Annotated in this window: 17 protein-coding genes and 1 tRNA gene; 8 read left to right on the forward strand and 10 right to left on the reverse strand. The window is 41.5% G+C overall.

Annotated elements, in window-relative coordinates; all coding sequences use genetic code 11:
- Positions 1–16: 16 nt before the first annotated feature.
- The 6 genes from PHU20_RS12725 (at position 17) to PHU20_RS12750 (ending at position 3,561) form a co-directional block, all read left to right on the forward strand.
- Positions 17–104: transfer RNA gene (locus PHU20_RS12725), tRNA-Ser, on the forward strand.
- Between the two features lie 223 nt (positions 105–327).
- Positions 328–1,077 carry a MotA/TolQ/ExbB proton channel family protein gene (locus tag PHU20_RS12730; protein WP_274825754.1) on the forward strand — a complete coding sequence of 250 codons (750 nt, stop codon included), beginning with the start codon at positions 328–330 and terminating at the stop codon, positions 1,075–1,077.
- 24 nt (positions 1,078–1,101) lie between these two features.
- Positions 1,102–1,533: a hypothetical protein gene (locus tag PHU20_RS12735; protein ID WP_274825755.1), complete on the forward strand. Its 432-nt coding sequence runs from the start codon at positions 1,102–1,104 to the stop codon at positions 1,531–1,533.
- Positions 1,534–1,547: 14 nt separating this feature from the next.
- Positions 1,548–2,156 (forward strand): ExbD/TolR family protein, encoded by a 609-nt coding sequence (locus tag PHU20_RS12740; protein ID WP_274825756.1) that lies wholly within the window; start codon positions 1,548–1,550, stop codon positions 2,154–2,156.
- A gap of 19 nt (positions 2,157–2,175) precedes the next feature.
- Complete coding sequence (locus tag PHU20_RS12745; protein WP_274825757.1) at positions 2,176–2,658, forward strand: ExbD/TolR family protein; 483 nt, start codon at positions 2,176–2,178, stop codon at positions 2,656–2,658.
- Positions 2,659–2,850: 192 nt separating this feature from the next.
- Complete coding sequence (locus PHU20_RS12750; RefSeq protein ID WP_274825758.1) at positions 2,851–3,561, forward strand: porin family protein; 711 nt, start codon at positions 2,851–2,853, stop codon at positions 3,559–3,561.
- Positions 3,562–3,951: 390 nt separating this feature from the next.
- On the opposite strand, the gene PHU20_RS12755 is transcribed toward PHU20_RS12750, so the two are convergent.
- The 10 genes from PHU20_RS12755 to rplM all read right to left on the reverse strand — a co-directional run bounded on the left by PHU20_RS12755 (position 3,952) and on the right by rplM (position 14,739).
- A complete protein-coding gene (locus tag PHU20_RS12755; RefSeq protein ID WP_274825759.1) occupies positions 3,952–4,557 on the reverse strand; it encodes a hypothetical protein in 606 nt (201 codons plus the stop codon).
- On the reverse strand, positions 4,557–6,014 hold the full coding sequence (rpoN, locus tag PHU20_RS12760) for an RNA polymerase factor sigma-54 (RefSeq protein ID WP_274825760.1): 1,458 nt from the start codon (positions 6,012–6,014) through the stop codon (positions 4,557–4,559). Before rpoN ends, PHU20_RS12755 begins: the two co-directional genes overlap by 1 nt.
- Positions 6,015–6,054: 40 nt before the next feature.
- Positions 6,055–7,488, reverse strand: coding sequence for an asparagine--tRNA ligase (gene asnS, locus PHU20_RS12765; protein WP_274825761.1), 1,434 nt, complete (start codon positions 7,486–7,488; stop codon positions 6,055–6,057).
- A gap of 220 nt (positions 7,489–7,708) precedes the next feature.
- Positions 7,709–10,108, reverse strand: coding sequence for an efflux RND transporter permease subunit (locus PHU20_RS12770; protein WP_274825762.1), 2,400 nt, complete (start codon positions 10,106–10,108; stop codon positions 7,709–7,711).
- A 141-nt stretch (positions 10,109–10,249) separates the two neighbouring features.
- Complete coding sequence (gene frr / locus PHU20_RS12775; RefSeq protein ID WP_274825763.1) at positions 10,250–10,807, reverse strand: ribosome recycling factor; 558 nt, start codon at positions 10,805–10,807, stop codon at positions 10,250–10,252.
- Positions 10,808–10,849: 42 nt separating this feature from the next.
- Complete coding sequence (gene pyrH, locus PHU20_RS12780) at positions 10,850–11,557, reverse strand: UMP kinase (RefSeq protein ID WP_274825764.1); 708 nt, start codon at positions 11,555–11,557, stop codon at positions 10,850–10,852.
- 149 nt (positions 11,558–11,706) lie between these two features.
- Positions 11,707–12,531, reverse strand: a complete 825-nt coding sequence (tsf, locus tag PHU20_RS12785) for a translation elongation factor Ts (RefSeq protein WP_274825765.1) — start codon at positions 12,529–12,531, stop codon at positions 11,707–11,709.
- A 74-nt stretch (positions 12,532–12,605) separates the two neighbouring features.
- Positions 12,606–13,649, reverse strand: coding sequence for a 30S ribosomal protein S2 (gene rpsB / locus PHU20_RS12790; protein WP_274825766.1), 1,044 nt, complete (start codon positions 13,647–13,649; stop codon positions 12,606–12,608).
- A 248-nt stretch (positions 13,650–13,897) separates the two neighbouring features.
- Positions 13,898–14,284: a 30S ribosomal protein S9 gene (rpsI, locus tag PHU20_RS12795; RefSeq protein ID WP_274825767.1), complete on the reverse strand. Its 387-nt coding sequence runs from the start codon at positions 14,282–14,284 to the stop codon at positions 13,898–13,900.
- Positions 14,284–14,739 (reverse strand): 50S ribosomal protein L13, encoded by a 456-nt coding sequence (gene rplM / locus PHU20_RS12800; protein ID WP_274825768.1) that lies wholly within the window; start codon positions 14,737–14,739, stop codon positions 14,284–14,286. The genes rpsI and rplM overlap by 1 nt, the downstream gene beginning before the upstream one ends.
- Before the next feature lie 258 nt (positions 14,740–14,997).
- Between rplM and PHU20_RS12805 the strand changes: the two genes are divergently transcribed.
- Positions 14,998–15,174 (forward strand): hypothetical protein, encoded by a 177-nt coding sequence (locus PHU20_RS12805; protein WP_274825769.1) that lies wholly within the window; start codon positions 14,998–15,000, stop codon positions 15,172–15,174.
- 12 nt (positions 15,175–15,186) lie between these two features.
- Entirely contained in the window at positions 15,187–17,013 is a 1,827-nt protein-coding gene (locus PHU20_RS12810; protein ID WP_274825781.1) for a DUF5916 domain-containing protein, read from the forward strand.
- Positions 17,014–17,044: the final 31 nt, after the last annotated feature.

A 17,044-nucleotide genomic window follows, 5' to 3' on the forward strand; every position in this document is an offset into this window, starting at 1 on the left:
CCTTTTAGGCTAGTATAGAGAGGTGGCCGAGTGGTCGAAGGCGCACGCCTGGAAAGTGTGTATACACCAAAAGTGTATCGAGGGTTCGAATCCCTTCCTCTCTGCTAAAAGCATTTGCACTTCATCACAAGTGGGGAAGATGACTTCAACACTTGTTGAATGTGCGATTTGGCCCTAATCCGGCTAAAAAACATGCTTGTTTTTATTTAATCGGAGAGATGGAAACAACGTGGGTTTTCCCTTTCTCATTGCAAAATTTTTAGTATTTTTGTCATGTTTTTATTTATCTTTAACCCTATTAACTAACTAAATTTAAGTTTGAAAGAAATGAAAAGATTATTCTCTACCCTAGCCGTTGCTGGGTTATTTGTAGCAGGTACAAATACAGTAAGTGCAAACGTTGCTTCTGCAATGGTTGCTTATCAGGATGCAGCTCCGGAAGCATCTAAAGGTTTTACGCAGGTATTAAAGGAAATGTTCATCACAGGGGGTGCCGGTTTCATGGGTATCGTACTATTGTGTTTGATACTTGGTTTGGCTGTTGCCATTGAAAGGATCATATACTTGAACATGGCTACGACCAATACTACAAAATTAAAGCAACAAGTGGAAGATGCATTGGCCTCCGGTGGTGTTGAAGCTGCTAAAGAAGTTTGTAGAAATACAAAAGGACCTGTTGCTTCCATTTACTACCAAGGTTTGGATAGGGCCGATGAGAGTATTGATTCTGCTGAAAAATCAGTCGTTGCATACGGTGGTGTTCAGATGGGTCAATTGGAAAAGAATGTTTCTTGGTTGTCTTTGTTTATCGCTATTGCACCAATGCTTGGTTTCATGGGTACGGTAATCGGTATGATTCAGGCCTTCCAGAAAATTAGTGCTGTTGGTAACTTGAGTGCATCATTGATCGCAGGTGATATCCAGGTGGCATTATTAACAACGGTATTCGGTCTTATTACGGCTATCATACTTCAAATCTTTTATAACTACATCATTGCAAAAATCGATAGTATTGTAAATGATATGGAAGATTCATCAATCACTTTGATTGATATGTTGGTAGACCACAAGAAATAAGTAAGACTTAATACAGATAGTATCATGCATAAATTTTTAAAAATATTTTTGTTAATAATCGGTGTTTTATCCGCTGTGCTCTGGTATATGTTGCCAGAGAAGGATATGCCGGTTGGGGAAGCGGTCCAAAGTGGAGCGATGAACACTATGTTCATGATTACGTACCTTTTGTTGGGTATTGCTGTAGTCGCTAGTTTAGTGTTCACGTTGAAAAACCTTTTCGCGAATCCAGCAGGTCTTAAAAAGACCTTGTTCGTAGTGGGAGGTTTTCTTCTAGTGGTCGTCGTTTCCTATGTTTTGGCAAGTGGAACCGATGTAGCCGATGATTATATGGCGATGTCGGATGAAAGTACAGTGAAGAAAATAGGAATGGGACTTAATGTCTTTTTCATTCTTACCGGAATAGCTGTTGTGGCAATCGTTTTGCCAGGGATTAAAAAAATGTTCAGTAAATAAAAAAATAAAAGACTATGGCTAGACGAGCAGGAGCACCTGAGGTGAACGCTGGTTCTATGGCGGACATAGCTTTCTTACTATTGATCTTTTTCTTGGTTACTACGACCATTGAAACGGATGCTGGTTTGGATCGTATGTTACCTCCGATTGAACCACCTGAAACTGATGTTGTCATTAAACAGAAGAATATATTTCAGGTCGCCATCAATAAGAATGGTCAGTTATTGGCTGATGAGGAATTGACGAACCTAAAGGATTTAAGAGCTAAGGCTATGGCCTTTTTGGATAATGGAGGTGATGGAACCTGCACTTATTGTAAAGGGAAAAAGAATCCTGAGTCTTCCGATAATCCAACCAAGGCGATTATATCCTTGAAAAACGATAGGGAAACGAAATACGGAACCTATATCACCGTTCAAAATGAATTGGTCGGGGCATATAACGATTTGCGTAATAGGGAAGCACAGCGTTTATTCGGTAGAAAGTTTACCGATATGGAAGCTGAGTATTTGAATCCTGAAACTGCCCAAAGCGTTAAGGATGACCTTAAGGAAAAAGTGAAGAAGATACAAGATCTGTTTCCACAGAAATTGTCTGAAGCCGAAACTTCTACCTCTAATTAATAATATCTAAAGAGAAGCTATGTCTAAATTTAGTAAGAAAAAGAGTGGAGAATTACCACCAGTATCTACGGCATCTTTACCCGATATCGTATTCATGCTGTTGTTCTTCTTCATGACCGTTACGGTAATGAAAGATAGTTCCCTAAAGGTAGAGAACGTTCTTCCAAACGCAAGTGAGGTAAAGAAATTGGAAAAGAAAGATCGTGTTATTTATATTTATGTCGGTAAACCGACCCAAGAATTTCAAAAGGTATTTGGTACGGAACCAAAAATCCAATTGAATGATAAATTTGCGAGTCCTTCAGAAGTTGGGGATTATATTTTGGCCGAAAGGGCAAAGAAATCACAAGAGTTACAAAACGTTTTGACAACTGCCTTGAAAGTCGATAAAAATGCCAATATGGGATTGATATCGGATATCAAGTTGGAGTTACGTAAAGTAAATGCGTTAAAGGTAAATTATACGACCTATGAGGGCGATGCCTTCAGGAATTTGCAATAAATTATATCTTTTCAAACTTGAAAAACGTCCTGACGATATCGTCAGGACGTTTTTTATTTACTTAAATTTACTTTTTGGGTAATTGCATGCCGGTAGGGGAGTAGTCCAAGGGACATATGCCTACCTATCTAAACAGGGAACGATGTAACCCGAATTAGGGAAGTATAACCAATGCGTCAATATAATCGTAAAATGAAAAAGTTAATCCTGGGGTTTATCGCTTTATGTAATTTGGGCTTAAATGCACAGGTAAAAGACGAACCGGAAACCGTGGATTTAAATTATCTGGAAGATCAATTTTATTTGGGGATTACCTATAATTCATTGCTCTATAAGCCGGATGATTTTACACAAAGGAATCTTTCGTATGGTTTCCAGGGCGGATTTATTAAGGATATACCCGTCAATACGGATAGGACGTTCGCAATAGGACTTGGCTTGGGGTATGCGGTCAACTCCTATTATTCGAATTTATGGGCATCGGAATCTTCGGGTGGGGTCACTTACAGTATCATTGAAGAAGATGTCATTACGGTCGATGACGTGGAGCTAACGGTAAAAAGAAATAAGGTCGAAACCCATTTGGTTGAAGTTCCATTGGAATTGCGATGGAGGAATTCCACTCCCAAGGAATATAAATTCACAAGGATCTATGGAGGTATGAAATTCGGATATATTTTTTCCGGTCGGTCTAAATTGGTAACTTCTTCCGGAGCCACTTCCTTTGCTAATCCCGATATCAAAAGATTTCAGTATGGCCTCATGCTGAATGTTGGTTACAATACATTTAATGTGCATGTTTATTATGCGCTTAGTAAGCTTCTTGAAGACGGTGCTACGGTTGATGCTGAAAGTCTTGATCTAAAGCCCCTTCGTATAGGGTTGATTTTTTACATATTGTAATAGCCTGTGTTCGGTCCCATATGATGCGCTGTAATAGCCTTGTTCCTTTGGTGGGGCTTTAGAAGTATTTTAGGGCCGTATATAAGGCTTTTTGTTCCCTTCACATACATGATTGTCCCAACCCCCTAAAAAGGGGATACAGGAGTAGGATTTTGCCTTACTTCAGTGAAGTGATCAGAGGGCAGTGTTTTATAACGGTATTAATGCCATTTCCAAGGCTTCTGTCAATACTTCGAATACATCACTCGGAATTCATTGCCTTTGTGTCTGGTGTCCTCTCTTGTGGTTAAAAAGGGAAGATGGTAGGTGGTCATCGCACCTGGGTATTATATGTGCCAAAATGGAAATGACTGTGGAATGGGAGCCAGAAGCACTCCTGGGATTCCGGTTTTAAAGCCAATATTTTACCGTCAATAATTGTGAAAGTATACCGATACTGAGACCTATGAACAGTTCCAATTTGCTATGGGCATGAAAATACAACCTGGAAGTGGCAACAAGGCCGATAATAAGTATGAATACACTCAGGGCCATGGTAATATTGATTTCGAAATGGATACTCAGGTTTACTAGAAACATGAATAAACTGCCCAGCCCCATTAGATGCAAACTACTCTTGATTTTAAAGAATAACAGTATGAGGGTCGCTAGGGTTGCACAGATCAGCGCTACGAAATAGAAATAGAGTTCAATCACATAGTTGTTGGGAATTACCTTGAAAACGATCATGGACAATAGAACAAGATGAATGATCAACGGGTATTTTCGTTCTTTAATGGTCGGTAGTTCCACGGCGTGTACATAACCTACGTTCTTTAAAATAAGAAAGGTAATTATGGGTATGATCACCGTAAGAATGAAGATGGGTAGAATATTGCCGCTTTGTAGCTCTAACGGACTGTACTTTGGGGTTATGATAAAATAGGCGAAAGTCCCTGAAATAGGAACAAAAATGGGATGAAAAATATTGGATATGGCCCTTTGGAAAACTTTCATTAAATCTGTTTACGCAATCTTGCTACGGGAATGCCCAATTGTTCCCTGTATTTGGCTACCGTTCTTCGGGCTATAGGGTAGCCTTTTTCTTTTAAAATGGCAGCAAGTCTGTCATCTGTAAGGGGCTTTTTTTTGGCCTCGTTGGTTATGACCGTCTCAAGGATCTTTTTGATTTCCTTGGTAGATACATCTTCGCCCTGTACATTCTTCATTGATTCGGAAAAATACTCCTTGATCAATTTAGTGCCATAAGGGGTATCTACATATTTACTATTGGCGACCCTGGATACGGTAGAGACATCCATTTGTATTTCATCAGCGATATCCTTGAGGATCATGGGCCTAAGGTTGCGTTCGTCCCCGGTCAGGAAATATTCCTTTTGATATTCCATGATGGCGCTCATGGTAATGAATAGGGTCTGTTGCCTTTGTTTTATCGCATCGATGAACCATTTGGCCGCATCCAACTTTTGTTTGATGAACATGACCGTATCTTTTTGGGATTTTGATTTTTCCTTTGAATCCTTAAAGCCCTTGAGCATGTTGCTGTATTCCTTGGATACGTGCAATTCCGGTGCATTTCTTCCATTGAGGGTGAGTTCCAGTTCCCCATCAATGATTTTGATCGAGAAGTCGGGCACTACATGTTCGACAATTCGGTTATTGCCTGCATATGACCCACCTGGCTTAGGGTTCAGCTTTTCAATTTCGGCAATGGCTCCTTTCAATTCTTCTTCGGTTACATTGTGTTTTTGAAGTAGCTTTTTGTAATGCTTTTTAGTGAACTGCTCAAAGGATTTTTCCAAAATGGCAATGGCCAGTTCAATATTGGCATTGATTTCCTTGCGTTTTAATTGGATCATAAGGCATTCCTCCAAGGAACGCGCAGCCACTCCGGGGGGGTCTAAGGATTGGACGATCTTTAATACCGATTCCAAGGTCTTTTCATCGGTATATATGTTTTGGGTAAATGCCAAATCATCCATGATATCGGTCAATGGCCTCCTTATGTACCCACTTTCGTCTACACTTCCTACCAAGAATTCGGCTATGGCCCATTCATCATCACTTAGATAAACGGTGTTCAATTGGCTCAATAAATATTGGTTGAAGGAGGTGCCGGCAGCATAGGGGACACTCTTTTCATCGTCATCGGCACTATAGTTGTTGGCCTTGGTGCGATAATCGGGTATTTCATCATCACTGAGGTATTCATCGATATTAATGTCATCGGCTTTGATGTTCTCACTGTCCAATTCATCGTCATAAAGATCTTCGTAGGCATCCTCGACACTGTCCCTTTCCTCTTTACCGCTCTCCAATGCGGGATTTTCCTCCAATTCTTGTTTCAATCGTTGTTCAAAAGCCTGTGTAGGCAATTGTATCAACTTCATCAACTGAATCTGTTGGGGTGAAAGTTTTTGAGATAGTTTGAACTGTAAGTGCTGTTTAAGCATAAAGATTGTTTGTAAACCTCATAAAGTTAACAAATTCAATTTAGAACTCCGCATTTTGGGGAGTTCTTGGGAATGGGATGACGTCCCGGATATTACCCATGCCGGTAGCGAACAGTACCAAGCGCTCAAAGCCTAATCCAAATCCGCTATGTACGGCAGACCCGAACTTTCTTAGGTCTAAGTACCACCAAAGCTCCTTTTCGTCTATTCCTAGGGTCTTTATTTTTTCCTTGAGTACATCAAGGCGTTCTTCACGTTGGGATCCTCCCACGATTTCACCGATGCCGGGAAACAGGATGTCCATGGCCCTAACGGTTTTTCCATCTTCGTTCAATCGCATGTAAAATGCCTTTATCTTCGCAGGGTAATCAAAGAGTATCACCGGACATTTGAAATGTTTTTCAACAAGATAGCGTTCGTGTTCACTCTGTAGGTCGGCGCCCCATTCATCAATGATGTACTGGAACTTTTTCTTTTTATTCGGCTTACAGTTCCTTAAGATATCGATCGCCTCGGTATAGGTAACCCTCCTGAAATTATTTTCACAAATGAATTTCAGTTTTTCGATCAATGGCATATCGCTACGTTCCGCTTGGGGTTTTGATTTTTCTTCATCCAACAACCTTTTTTCCAAGAACTGCAGGTCGTCTTGGCAATGTTCCAAAACATAGTTTATAACGTATTTGATAAAGTCCTCGGCCAAATCCATATTGGCATCGAGGTCGTAAAAAGCCATTTCAGGTTCGATCATCCAGAATTCCGCCAAGTGTCTTGAAGTATTCGAATTCTCGGCCCTGAACGTAGGCCCAAAGGTATACACCTTGCCCAATGCCATGGCATAGGTCTCGGCCTCCAATTGTCCGGATACGGTTAGATTGGTTTCCTTGCCGAAAAAATCTTCTTTGTAATTTACTTCCCCATCTTCAGTCAAGGGTGGGTTTTTGCTGTCCAGGGTGGTTACTTTGAACATTTCACCGGCACCCTCTGCGTCGGAACCTGTGATTATAGGGGCATGGAAATTGTAGAAATCGTTTTGGGTGAAATATTGGTGTATGGCGAATGACAAGGCCGAACGTACGCGCATGACCGCAGAAAACGTATTGGTGCGTATGCGTAAATGGGCCTTTTCCCTTAAGAATTCCAAGCTGTGTTTCTTAGGTTGGATCGGATAAGTTTCAGGATCGGCATTTCCATGGATATAAATAGCATTGACCTGAATTTCGACGTTCTGGCCCCTACCTTGACTTTCTACCAATATACCGCTGATTTTCAACGCGGAACCGGTGTTTATTTGCTTTAAAATGTCTTCCCCGAAATTCTCAAAGTCCACGACGCATTGTATGTTGTTTATGGTAGACCCATCATTCAGGGCTATGAACCTATTGCTTCTGAAGGTTCTTACCCAGCCATTAACCGTTACTTCCTGCAGCTTGGGAGCCGTGGCAAGTAGTTCTTTTACACTTGAAGATTTCATTTTAAATCAAATAAAAATTAAAAGGGCAAAGATAGCCTTTTGCCTAAAAAGATTCGAGTTCTGAAATGTATAAATAAAAATTCAGCCGTATTGTTTAAAACAGGGCATTTTTTAAACCGGAAATAGATGGTTTCGAAAAGGGCAATGGTTGTATCCCGGAAAAATCACCGCTATTACCGGTGGTCTGGACCCATTTGCGACCATAGCTTGGAATGCCTTCCTATTCCAAATCCTTTGGGTTGTCTTCCTCAATCGGGAGAATGTCTATCTGTGGTTTACGCAAAACCTCTTTATTGGCAATATTACGCTCCAAGGACAATAGTAATGACGGCAATAGGATAAGGTTGGCGAGCATCGCAAAGAGCAGTGTTGCCGATACCAAAGCCCCTAAGGCCACGGTGCCTCCGAAATTGGAGATTATGAATACCGAAAATCCGAAAAATAGGACGATAGAGGTGTAGAACATACTGACTCCGGTTTCCCTTAAAGCAGCATATACCGATTTTTTTATTTGCCAACGGTGTGTCGCCAGCTCTTGGCGGTATTTGGCCAAAAAGTGGATGGTGTCGTCGACCGATATACCAAAGGCAATACTGAATACCAAAATCGTTGAAGGTTTAATGGGTACCCCTACGAATCCCATAACACCGGCTGTAATGACAAGAGGCAATAGGTTGGGGATCAATGAGATAACGATCATCTTGAAAGAGCGGAAAAGAAAGGCCATAAACAGGGCAATTAGGAAAATTGCAAAAGCCAAGGAAAGTACTAGGTTTTTTACCAAGTATTTCGTGCCTTTCAAAAATAGGAGGGCACTACCTGTCAAGTAGGTGTTGTACCGATCGGAAGGGAAAATCTTTGCCATATTTTCCAATAAACGGGCATCGATATCCTCCATGCGTTCGGTCTTCACATCTTTCATGTAGGTCGTTATCCTCGCAGTTTGCCCGGTGCTATCGACGAAACTTTTCAAAAGGTTGCCTTCGCTTGATGATTTACGGGCCATATCCATGATAAAGCTGTATTCCTGTGTGGTCGGCAGCTGATAGTATTTAGGGATGCCGTTATAAAAGGCTTGTTTCGAATATTTGATCAAGTTTACGACCGAGATTGGCTTTGAAAGTTCAGGGATTTCTTCGATGACGGTACTTAAATCGTCCATTCTTTTCAAGGTGGCCGACTTTAATACGCCCTTGGGCTTTTTGGTGTCGATCACGATTTCCACGGGCATAATGCCATCGAATTCCTGTTCAAAAAACCGAATATCCTTGAAGAACTGTTCTCCCTTGGGCATATCTTCAATGGGGCTGCCCGAAATCTTGATTTGGTAGATACCGATAATGCTTAGCACCAAAAGCATAATGGAGGTGACATACACCGTTATCCGCTTTTCCCTAACGATGTGTTCCATCCAATTCACAAAAGCATCTATCCATTTTTTGTTCAGATGTTTCAAGTGTTTGGTTTTGGGTAATGACATGAAACTATACACGATAGGAATGATCAAGAGCGATAAAATAAAGATGCCCAGGATGTTTATCGAAGCTACGATACCGAATTCCTTTAGTAATTTACTATCGGTAATTATAAAGGTGGCAAAACCGGAAGCTGTGGTAATGTTCGTCATCAAAGTGGCGTTTCCGACTTTTGATATTACCCGTTGTAAGGATAGGGCTTGGTTCCCGTGTTTTTTTACTTCTTGTTGGTATTTGTTGATCAGGAAGATGCAGTTGGGGATTCCGATCACAATGATCAGTGGTGGGATCAATGCGGTAAGTACGGTTATTTCGTATTGCAATAGCCCTAGGGTCCCAAAAGCCCACATCACCCCGATGATGACCACGCACATTGAAATGAAAGTGGCACGGAAACTCCGAAAAAATAAAAAGAAAATCAAAGAGGTTACCCCCAATGCCGCCAGTATGAATTTTCCGATTTCATCAATGATGTTCTGTGAATTCAAGGTGCGGATATAGGGCATTCCCGATATTCTGACATCAAGGCCTGTTTCTTCCTCGAAATTGTCGATCAAATGGGTAAGGTCTTCCAAGATGAAATCTTTACGCACAGAGGTGTTCACGATATCCTTGTCCAGATACATTACCGTTCTTATGGTTCTGCTTTCCCCATTGTATAGCAGGTTGTCATAGAATGGTAGGTCGTTGAATAAATGATTGATTATGGTATCTACATCTTTTTGGGTTTTGATCTCTTTTTGGATCAGGGGTTTAAAGATGAAGTTTTTGTTTTCTTTGTCCTTTACCAATTCCTGAAGATTATCGGTCGATATGACAAAATCGACTTCAGGAAAGGCACCGAGTTGTTTGCTGAGTTTATTCCATCTATTGAAGTTGGTGGGGGAGTAGAGGGTGCTATCACTAACGGCGAAGACAATGGCATTGCCTTCCTCGCCGAATTGTTTCAGGAAATTTTGATATTCGATATTTACGGGATGATCATCCGGTAATAAATTGGCTTGGGAATTGCTGAAGCGCATTTTGTCCCACTGCATGGACATTAAGAAAGTCAGGGAGGCGATCAAAATAAGGATCAATATCCTGTTCCTTAAGATTATTCGGGCAACCCTGGCCCAAAAGCCTTGTGTAAGTTTAGCAACCATCGGGAATTTTTACGAGCGCAAAGGTAAAGAATGCTACGTTGTCTTCCTAAATTGGATGGGTTAAATGAGTCATTGGGGGCAATGAATGAAAAAGTGCCCACTTGGGGCACCTTTTTATTGATTTTCAAGAGGGTGTGAAATTTATACTTTCATGATCTCTTCTTCTTTTGCGGCTAAGAAAGTATCTATCTTTTTGGTGTACTTGTCTGTTAAGGTCTGTACGTCCGCTTCTGCGTTTTTCTTTAAATCCTCAGAGGCATCTTCAAGGTCACGGATTTCTTTATTGGCCTCTTGTCGCGCATTTCGCACCCCTACTTTGGCATGCTCGGCTGCGGCTTTGGCTTGTTTGGCCAACTGGATCCTACGCTCTTCGGTCAAAGGAGGTACGTTTATAATGACCAAATCCCCATTGTTCATGGGGTTGAAGCCAAGATTGGCATTCATGATGGCTTTTTCGATTTCTTGAAGCATGTTTTTTTCCCATGGTTGTACCGAAAGGGTCCTTCCGTCGGGGGTATTGATATTGGCTACTTGGGATAAAGGAGTCGATGATCCATAGTAATCGACCTTTACCGAAGATAACATGGAAGGGTTTGCTTTACCGGCACGAATCTTAATGAATTCCTTTTCAAGATGCACAATAGCTGCGTCCATACTTTCTTTAGCAGCATCTAAAATGAATGTAATTTCTTCGTTCATACTTTAATCTTTAAAAATCAAATTAGCACAAAGTGTAGCGATTTATAGATCTACTTTTGTGCCTATATTTTCCCCATCCAAAACCTTTAGGAGGTTGCCTTTTTTATTCATGTCGAAAACAATGATGGGAAGTTCGTTTTCTTGACTCAAAGTAAAGGCCGTGGTATCCATGACCTTTAATCCTTTGCGCAGTACGTCATTGAATGATATGGTGTCGAATTTCGTGGCATCCTTGTTTTTCTCCGGATCGGAGGTGTAAATACCATCGACCCTGGTTCCTTTTAGGATAACATCGGCCTCAATTTCAATGGCCCGTAAAACCGCAGCGGAATCTGTTGTGAAATATGGGTTTCCCGTTCCTCCTCCAAAAATCACCACCCTTCCTTTTTCCAAATGCCTCATGGCACGTCTCCGGATAAAGGGTTCTGCCACTTCGTTGATCTTGATGGCGGATTGGAGACGGGTTTGTACACCTTCATTCTCCAAGGCACTTTGTAGGGCCAGGCCATTGATGACCGTGGCCAACATGCCCATATGGTCTCCTTGGACCCGATCCATACCATTGCTGGCACCTGCCAATCCCCTAAAAATATTGCCTCCACCGATAACGATGGCCACTTGCATGCCTTTGTCAACGACTTCCTTTATTTCTTGGGCGTATTCGGCAAGTCTTTTGGGGTCGATACCATATTGTCTTTCACCCATTAAGGCTTCACCACTTAGTTTTAAGAGAATTCTGTTGTATTGCATGTTTTGAGATTGTTTGCCACAAAAATAGGTAAAATTATTTTTGCCACAGTGACCCTATTCGCTATTAAATCCAATTTGTAATGGCTCAAAAAAAAACCACCATACTTGTTTTATATGGTGGTCTTCGTTATGATAATGAAAATCGTGGATTATCCTAAAGCAACCCTTTTAAAACCTGTAACGGTCAAATTGGCATCTACCGATTTTACGTATTGGGCAACGCTTTGTTTGCTGTCTTTGATGAAAGCTTGGTTCACCAAGGTGTTGTCCTTGAAGAATCGGTTGAGTTTACCTTTGGCGATGTTGTCCAACATGGCTTCTGGTTTACCTTCTTGACGTAATTGATCTTTTGCGATTTCGATTTCTTTGTCGATTACCGATTGGTCTACGCCTTCTTCATTCAAGGCAACCGGATTCATGGCTGCTGCTTGCATGGCTACGTCTTTGGCAGCGACATCAGCGCCGTCAACTGCAGCTGAAAGTCCGGTCAAAGTAGCGATTTTATTACCTGCATGAATGTAAGAACCGACAAATGGGGCATTCAATTTGGCGAAACCACCTATTTCGATTTTTTCGCCAATCACACCTGTTTGCTCGGTTAATTTATCCTGAACGCTTATTCCATTGAAGTCAGCGGCAAGAAAATCTTCCTTACTGTCATAGCCCAGCGCCAATTCGGCCAATTCATTGGCCAAACCGATAAAACTTTCATTTTTGGCAACGAAATCGGTCTCACAGTTCAATGAAATGATCACACCGGTAGTGTTGTCCGCACTTACCTTGGCGATAGCTGCACCTTCAGAGGATTCCCTATCGGCTCTTTTGGCAGCGACTTTCTGACCTTTTTTACGAAGGATTTCAATTGCTTTTTCGAAATCCCCTTCTGCTTCTACCAAGGCATTTTTACAGTCCATCATTCCTGCACCTGTGGTCTTTCTTAAATTATTTACTTCTGCGGCGGTAATTTTAGCCATCTTATTTGTTGTTTAAGACTGTCATATGTCTATGACAATGTTATTATTTGTTTTACTGTCTTCTTAATGGAAAACTATTCAACACCCCCCTTGGTGTTGTCTTGCCATTCTTTAAGCTCGTCCCATTTGCCTTCAGCAGCCATTTTGGCTTGCTTTGGCCATGAAGTCGGGTCTAAATGGGCCATTCTAGAGTTGGCTTCCGTCAAGATTTCCTTGATATTGTCGATGTCGGCCTCTGCCAATTGGGCATAGGATGTAATACCGGCATTAACAATGGCTTCGGCAGCTTTAGGACCGATACCTTCAACTTTTGTCAAGTCATCGGCTTCTGCGGTTGCAGGGGCCGCAACCTCTTCTTTAGGGGCCTCAACTGCTGCAGGAGTGGATTTTTCTTCTTTCCTGGCTTTTGGGGCTTCACTTTGTTTTTCCGCTTTACGTTCGGATAAACCTTCCGCAACGGCATCGGTTACCTGACCCATGATGATATCAATGGATTTGGAAGCATCGTCATTTGAAGGAATGACATAGTCTATTTCCCTTGGATCGCAATTGGTATCTACCATCGCGAAAATCGGAATGTTCAATTTAAGGGCTTCCTTAACGGCGATATGCTCCCTCATGGTGTCTACGATGAAAAGGGCACCGGGCAAACGGGTCATTTCAGAAATGGAACCTAAGTTCTTTTCTAATTTAGCCCGTAAACGATCAACTTGTAAACGTTCTTTTTTAGAAAGTGTGTTGAATGTGCCATCCTTCTTCATTCTGTCGATAGAAGCCATTTTCTTAACGGCTTTACGAATGGTTACAAAGTTGGTCAACATTCCACCAGGCCATCTTTCCGTAATGTAAGGCATGTTTACTTTGGACACTTTGTCCGCAACGATATCCTTAGCTTGTTTTTTGGTGGCTACGAAAAGTATTTTTCTGCCGGATGCAGCAATTTTTTTAAGGGCTTCGTTGGCCTCGTCTAATTTTGCTACTGTTTTGTAAAGGTTGATGACGTGTATTCCGTTACGCTCCATGTAGATGTAGGGCGCCATGTTGGGATTCCACTTTCTTGTTAGGTGGCCAAAATGCACACCTGCTTCCAATAATTCTTTTACTTCGACTTTCGCCATTTTAAATTTAGTTTACGTTCTTTTGAATTAGCAATGTTGAAGTGGTATTGCGAAAAAACCGCAAAGCCTCCAACATTTAGATGCTAAACTAATTTACCCTGTCACGATACTTCTTATATCGTTAATCCCCATTGGGAATAGGGATCGGGATTTTTTAATTGCCCTTTAATGGGGCTTTCAATGAACTGGTTAAAATAATATAATAAAGGTGCCCTTCGAAAAGAGCACCTGATACTTTTGATATGATATTAACGTTTGGAGAATTGGAATTTCTTACGGGCTTTCTTCTGACCGAATTTCTTCCTTTCTACCATTCTTGGGTCCCTTGTCAATAAACCTTCTGGTTTAAGGGTGCCTCTGTTTTCCGCGTCGATTTCGCATAAAGCCCTTGAAAGTGCTAAACGGATGGCTTCTGCCTGTCCGGTAATACCACCGCCATAAACATTGACTTTAACATCATAGTTGTCCTCTGTGTTGGTCAATGCAAAAGCCTGCTTCACTTTATATTGAAGGGTTGCCGTAGGGAAGTAGTTGGTCAATTCCCTGTTGTTTACGGTGATATCTCCTTTTCCTTCAGAAAGATAAACTCGCGCTACAGCCGTTTTTCTTCTCCCTATTTTGTGAATTACTTCCATTATTTAAGGTCGTTTAAATTTATTGCAGTTGGTTTTTGGGCTTCTTGTTCATGATTTGGCCCTACATAAACCTTTAGGTTTCTGAAAAGGTCAGCACCTAATCTATTTTTAGGAAGCATACCCTTGATCGCTTTTTCAACGATTCTTTCAGGATTCTTGTCCAACATCTGTTTTACACTGGTGATTCGTTGGCCTCCTGGGTAGCCTGTATAGCGGCTATATGTTTTGCTATCCCATTTATTACCGGTCAAGGTAATTTTTTCAGCATTGATAATGACAATGTTGTCTCCACAATCAACATGGGGGGTGAAATCAGGTTTGTGTTTGCCCCTAAGTAATTTGGCAACTTTAGAAGCAAGACGTCCTAATGTCTCTCCTTCAGCATCAACCAATAACCACTGCTTGTTTACAGTAGTCTTGTTGGCAGATATAGTCTTGTAGCTTAATGTGTCCACACTAATATTTTTATTGATTAAATACTCCAATCCCGACAAACGGGGTGCAAATGTACAATTATTATGTAGAAATACAAATGCAAATTTGGGAATATTTTTTTGAAAATAAAAAGAGTTCGTTCAGACCTTTTGTTTTTTCAATTAAAAGTCCTTTTGATATCCATTAAAACCGGAAAGTTGATAGCTAACTGTAACGTTTTTATTTGGTTGTAGTCTATAAGGGAGACATCAATCAATCAATCATAAAACGAACATCGGATGAGAACGGGCCTTCTTTCAATCTGCGCGGTTTTTGTTGTGTACTTCAATTCATTTGCGCAAGATTCCATAACAACGCTTCCCAAAAGGGTCTATACGACCAAGTTTTTGGGAGCTATAGATCCACCTATTTTGGACGGACAGCTAAATGACGTTGGTTGGGAACACGTTGCTTAGGAAGGGGGGTTTATCGAGTCCCGGCCGGATGAGAACACGACGCCAAGCAATAAGACCCGTTTTAAGGTCACCTATGATCGAAAATTCATCTATGTGGGTATCCAGTGTTTGGACAATGAGCCTGAAAAGATCGTAAAACGACTTTCGCGGCGGGATGGTTTTGATGGGGATTGGGTCGGGATCTTTATAGATAGTTATCATGACAAACGTACCGCATTCGGATTTATCGTTTCTGCTGCCGGGGTCAAAGGGGACGTTTTTGAATCGAACAATGGCGGGGACGAGGATGCCAGTTGGAATCCTATATGGTATACAAAGACCCATGTGGATGCCGAGGGTTGGACAGCGGAAATGAAAATACCCCTAAGTCAATTGAAATTCGGTAAGTCCAAAGAACAAGTATGGGGTTTTCAAGTGATGCGAAGGCATTTTAGGGAAGAAGAGCGTTCGGTTTGGCAACGGTTGCCTCAGGATGTGGGCGGTTTCGTCAGTGAATTTGGGGAATTACAGGGCTTAATAGATCTGGAGCCCCAAAAACAATTGGAGATACAGCCCTATTCCGTTGGGAGTGTAAAAACCTATGAGGCGGAAGAAGGCAATCCTTTTCGTGACGGTAATGATGGTAACTTGACCGTTGGTCTCGATGCGAAAATCGGTATTACCAATGATTTGACCATGGATGTTACCATTAATCCCGATTTTGGACAGGTCGAAGCGGATCCTTCTGCCATAGCCTTGGATGGTTTCCAGATTTTCTTTGAGGAACAGCGACCGTTCTTTGTGGAGAACAAGAACATTTTCGATTATCGGGTTTCATCCTCTCAAGCCGGTAATACCTTTGGATCGGACAATTTGTTTTATTCAAGGCGTATCGGGCGAAGTCCGCAAGGTTATCCCGAGGTGTCCGATACTGAATTCATCGATCAACCTGAAAATACGAATATCATAGGGGCGGCCAAATTCAGTGGCAAAACCAAAAATGGTTGGTCGATCGGTGTGTTGGAAAGCGTAACGGGAAAAAAACAGGCCACGATTTGGAATGAAGGGGAGTATAGAAAAGAAGTTGTGGAACCCCTGACCAATTATTTTGTAGGGCGCTTGCAAAAAGATTTCAATAATCGGAATACTTTCGTAGGTGGTATGGTCACGGCAACCCATAGGGGACCATTGACGCAAGAGCTTGATTTTTTACACAAATCCGCATATTCCGGGGGTTTTGATTTTAAGCATCAATGGAATGACCGTGATTGGTATGTAGGGGGTAATTTTGTTTGGAGCCATGTAGAGGGTAGTGAGGCGGCCATTCAGAATACACAGGAATCGATAGCACATTTGTTTCAAAGGGTAGGTGCCGATCATGTTGAACTGGATGTGACCAAAACGGCATTGACAGGTACCGGAGGTAATTTACAATTGGGGAAAATTGGGAACGGACATTGGAAATTCGAAACAGGGGCCACATGGCGTTCTCCCGAACTCGAACTGAACGATATCGGTTTTCAAAGGCAGGCAGATGATATCCGCCATTATACATGGGTGGGCTATCAGACGTTGAAACCCGACAATACCTTTAGAAAAGTGGGTATTAATTACAACCATTGGGGCGTTTGGGATTTTGGAGGCAACTTCAATAGTCTGATGTTCAATACCAACTCTTGGCAAAATTGGAAAAACAATTGGTTCAGTAATTTTGGATTCAGCGTCGAACCGGTATCCTATTCAAATTATGTCTTAAGGGGCGGACCAAGATTAAGGCAATCGCCACAACTGTCTTTTTGGAACTGTTCGTTAATATACATGGTTTACAAAAGTTATAGATTAGAGTTTACACTAAATTAGTTTCTAACCTCACTGATTGTTCTTTTTTTCT

Source organism: Maribacter polysaccharolyticus, from assembly GCF_028882255.1.
GTDB classification, from domain to species: Bacteria; Bacteroidota; Bacteroidia; order Flavobacteriales; family Flavobacteriaceae; genus Maribacter_A; species Maribacter_A polysaccharolyticus.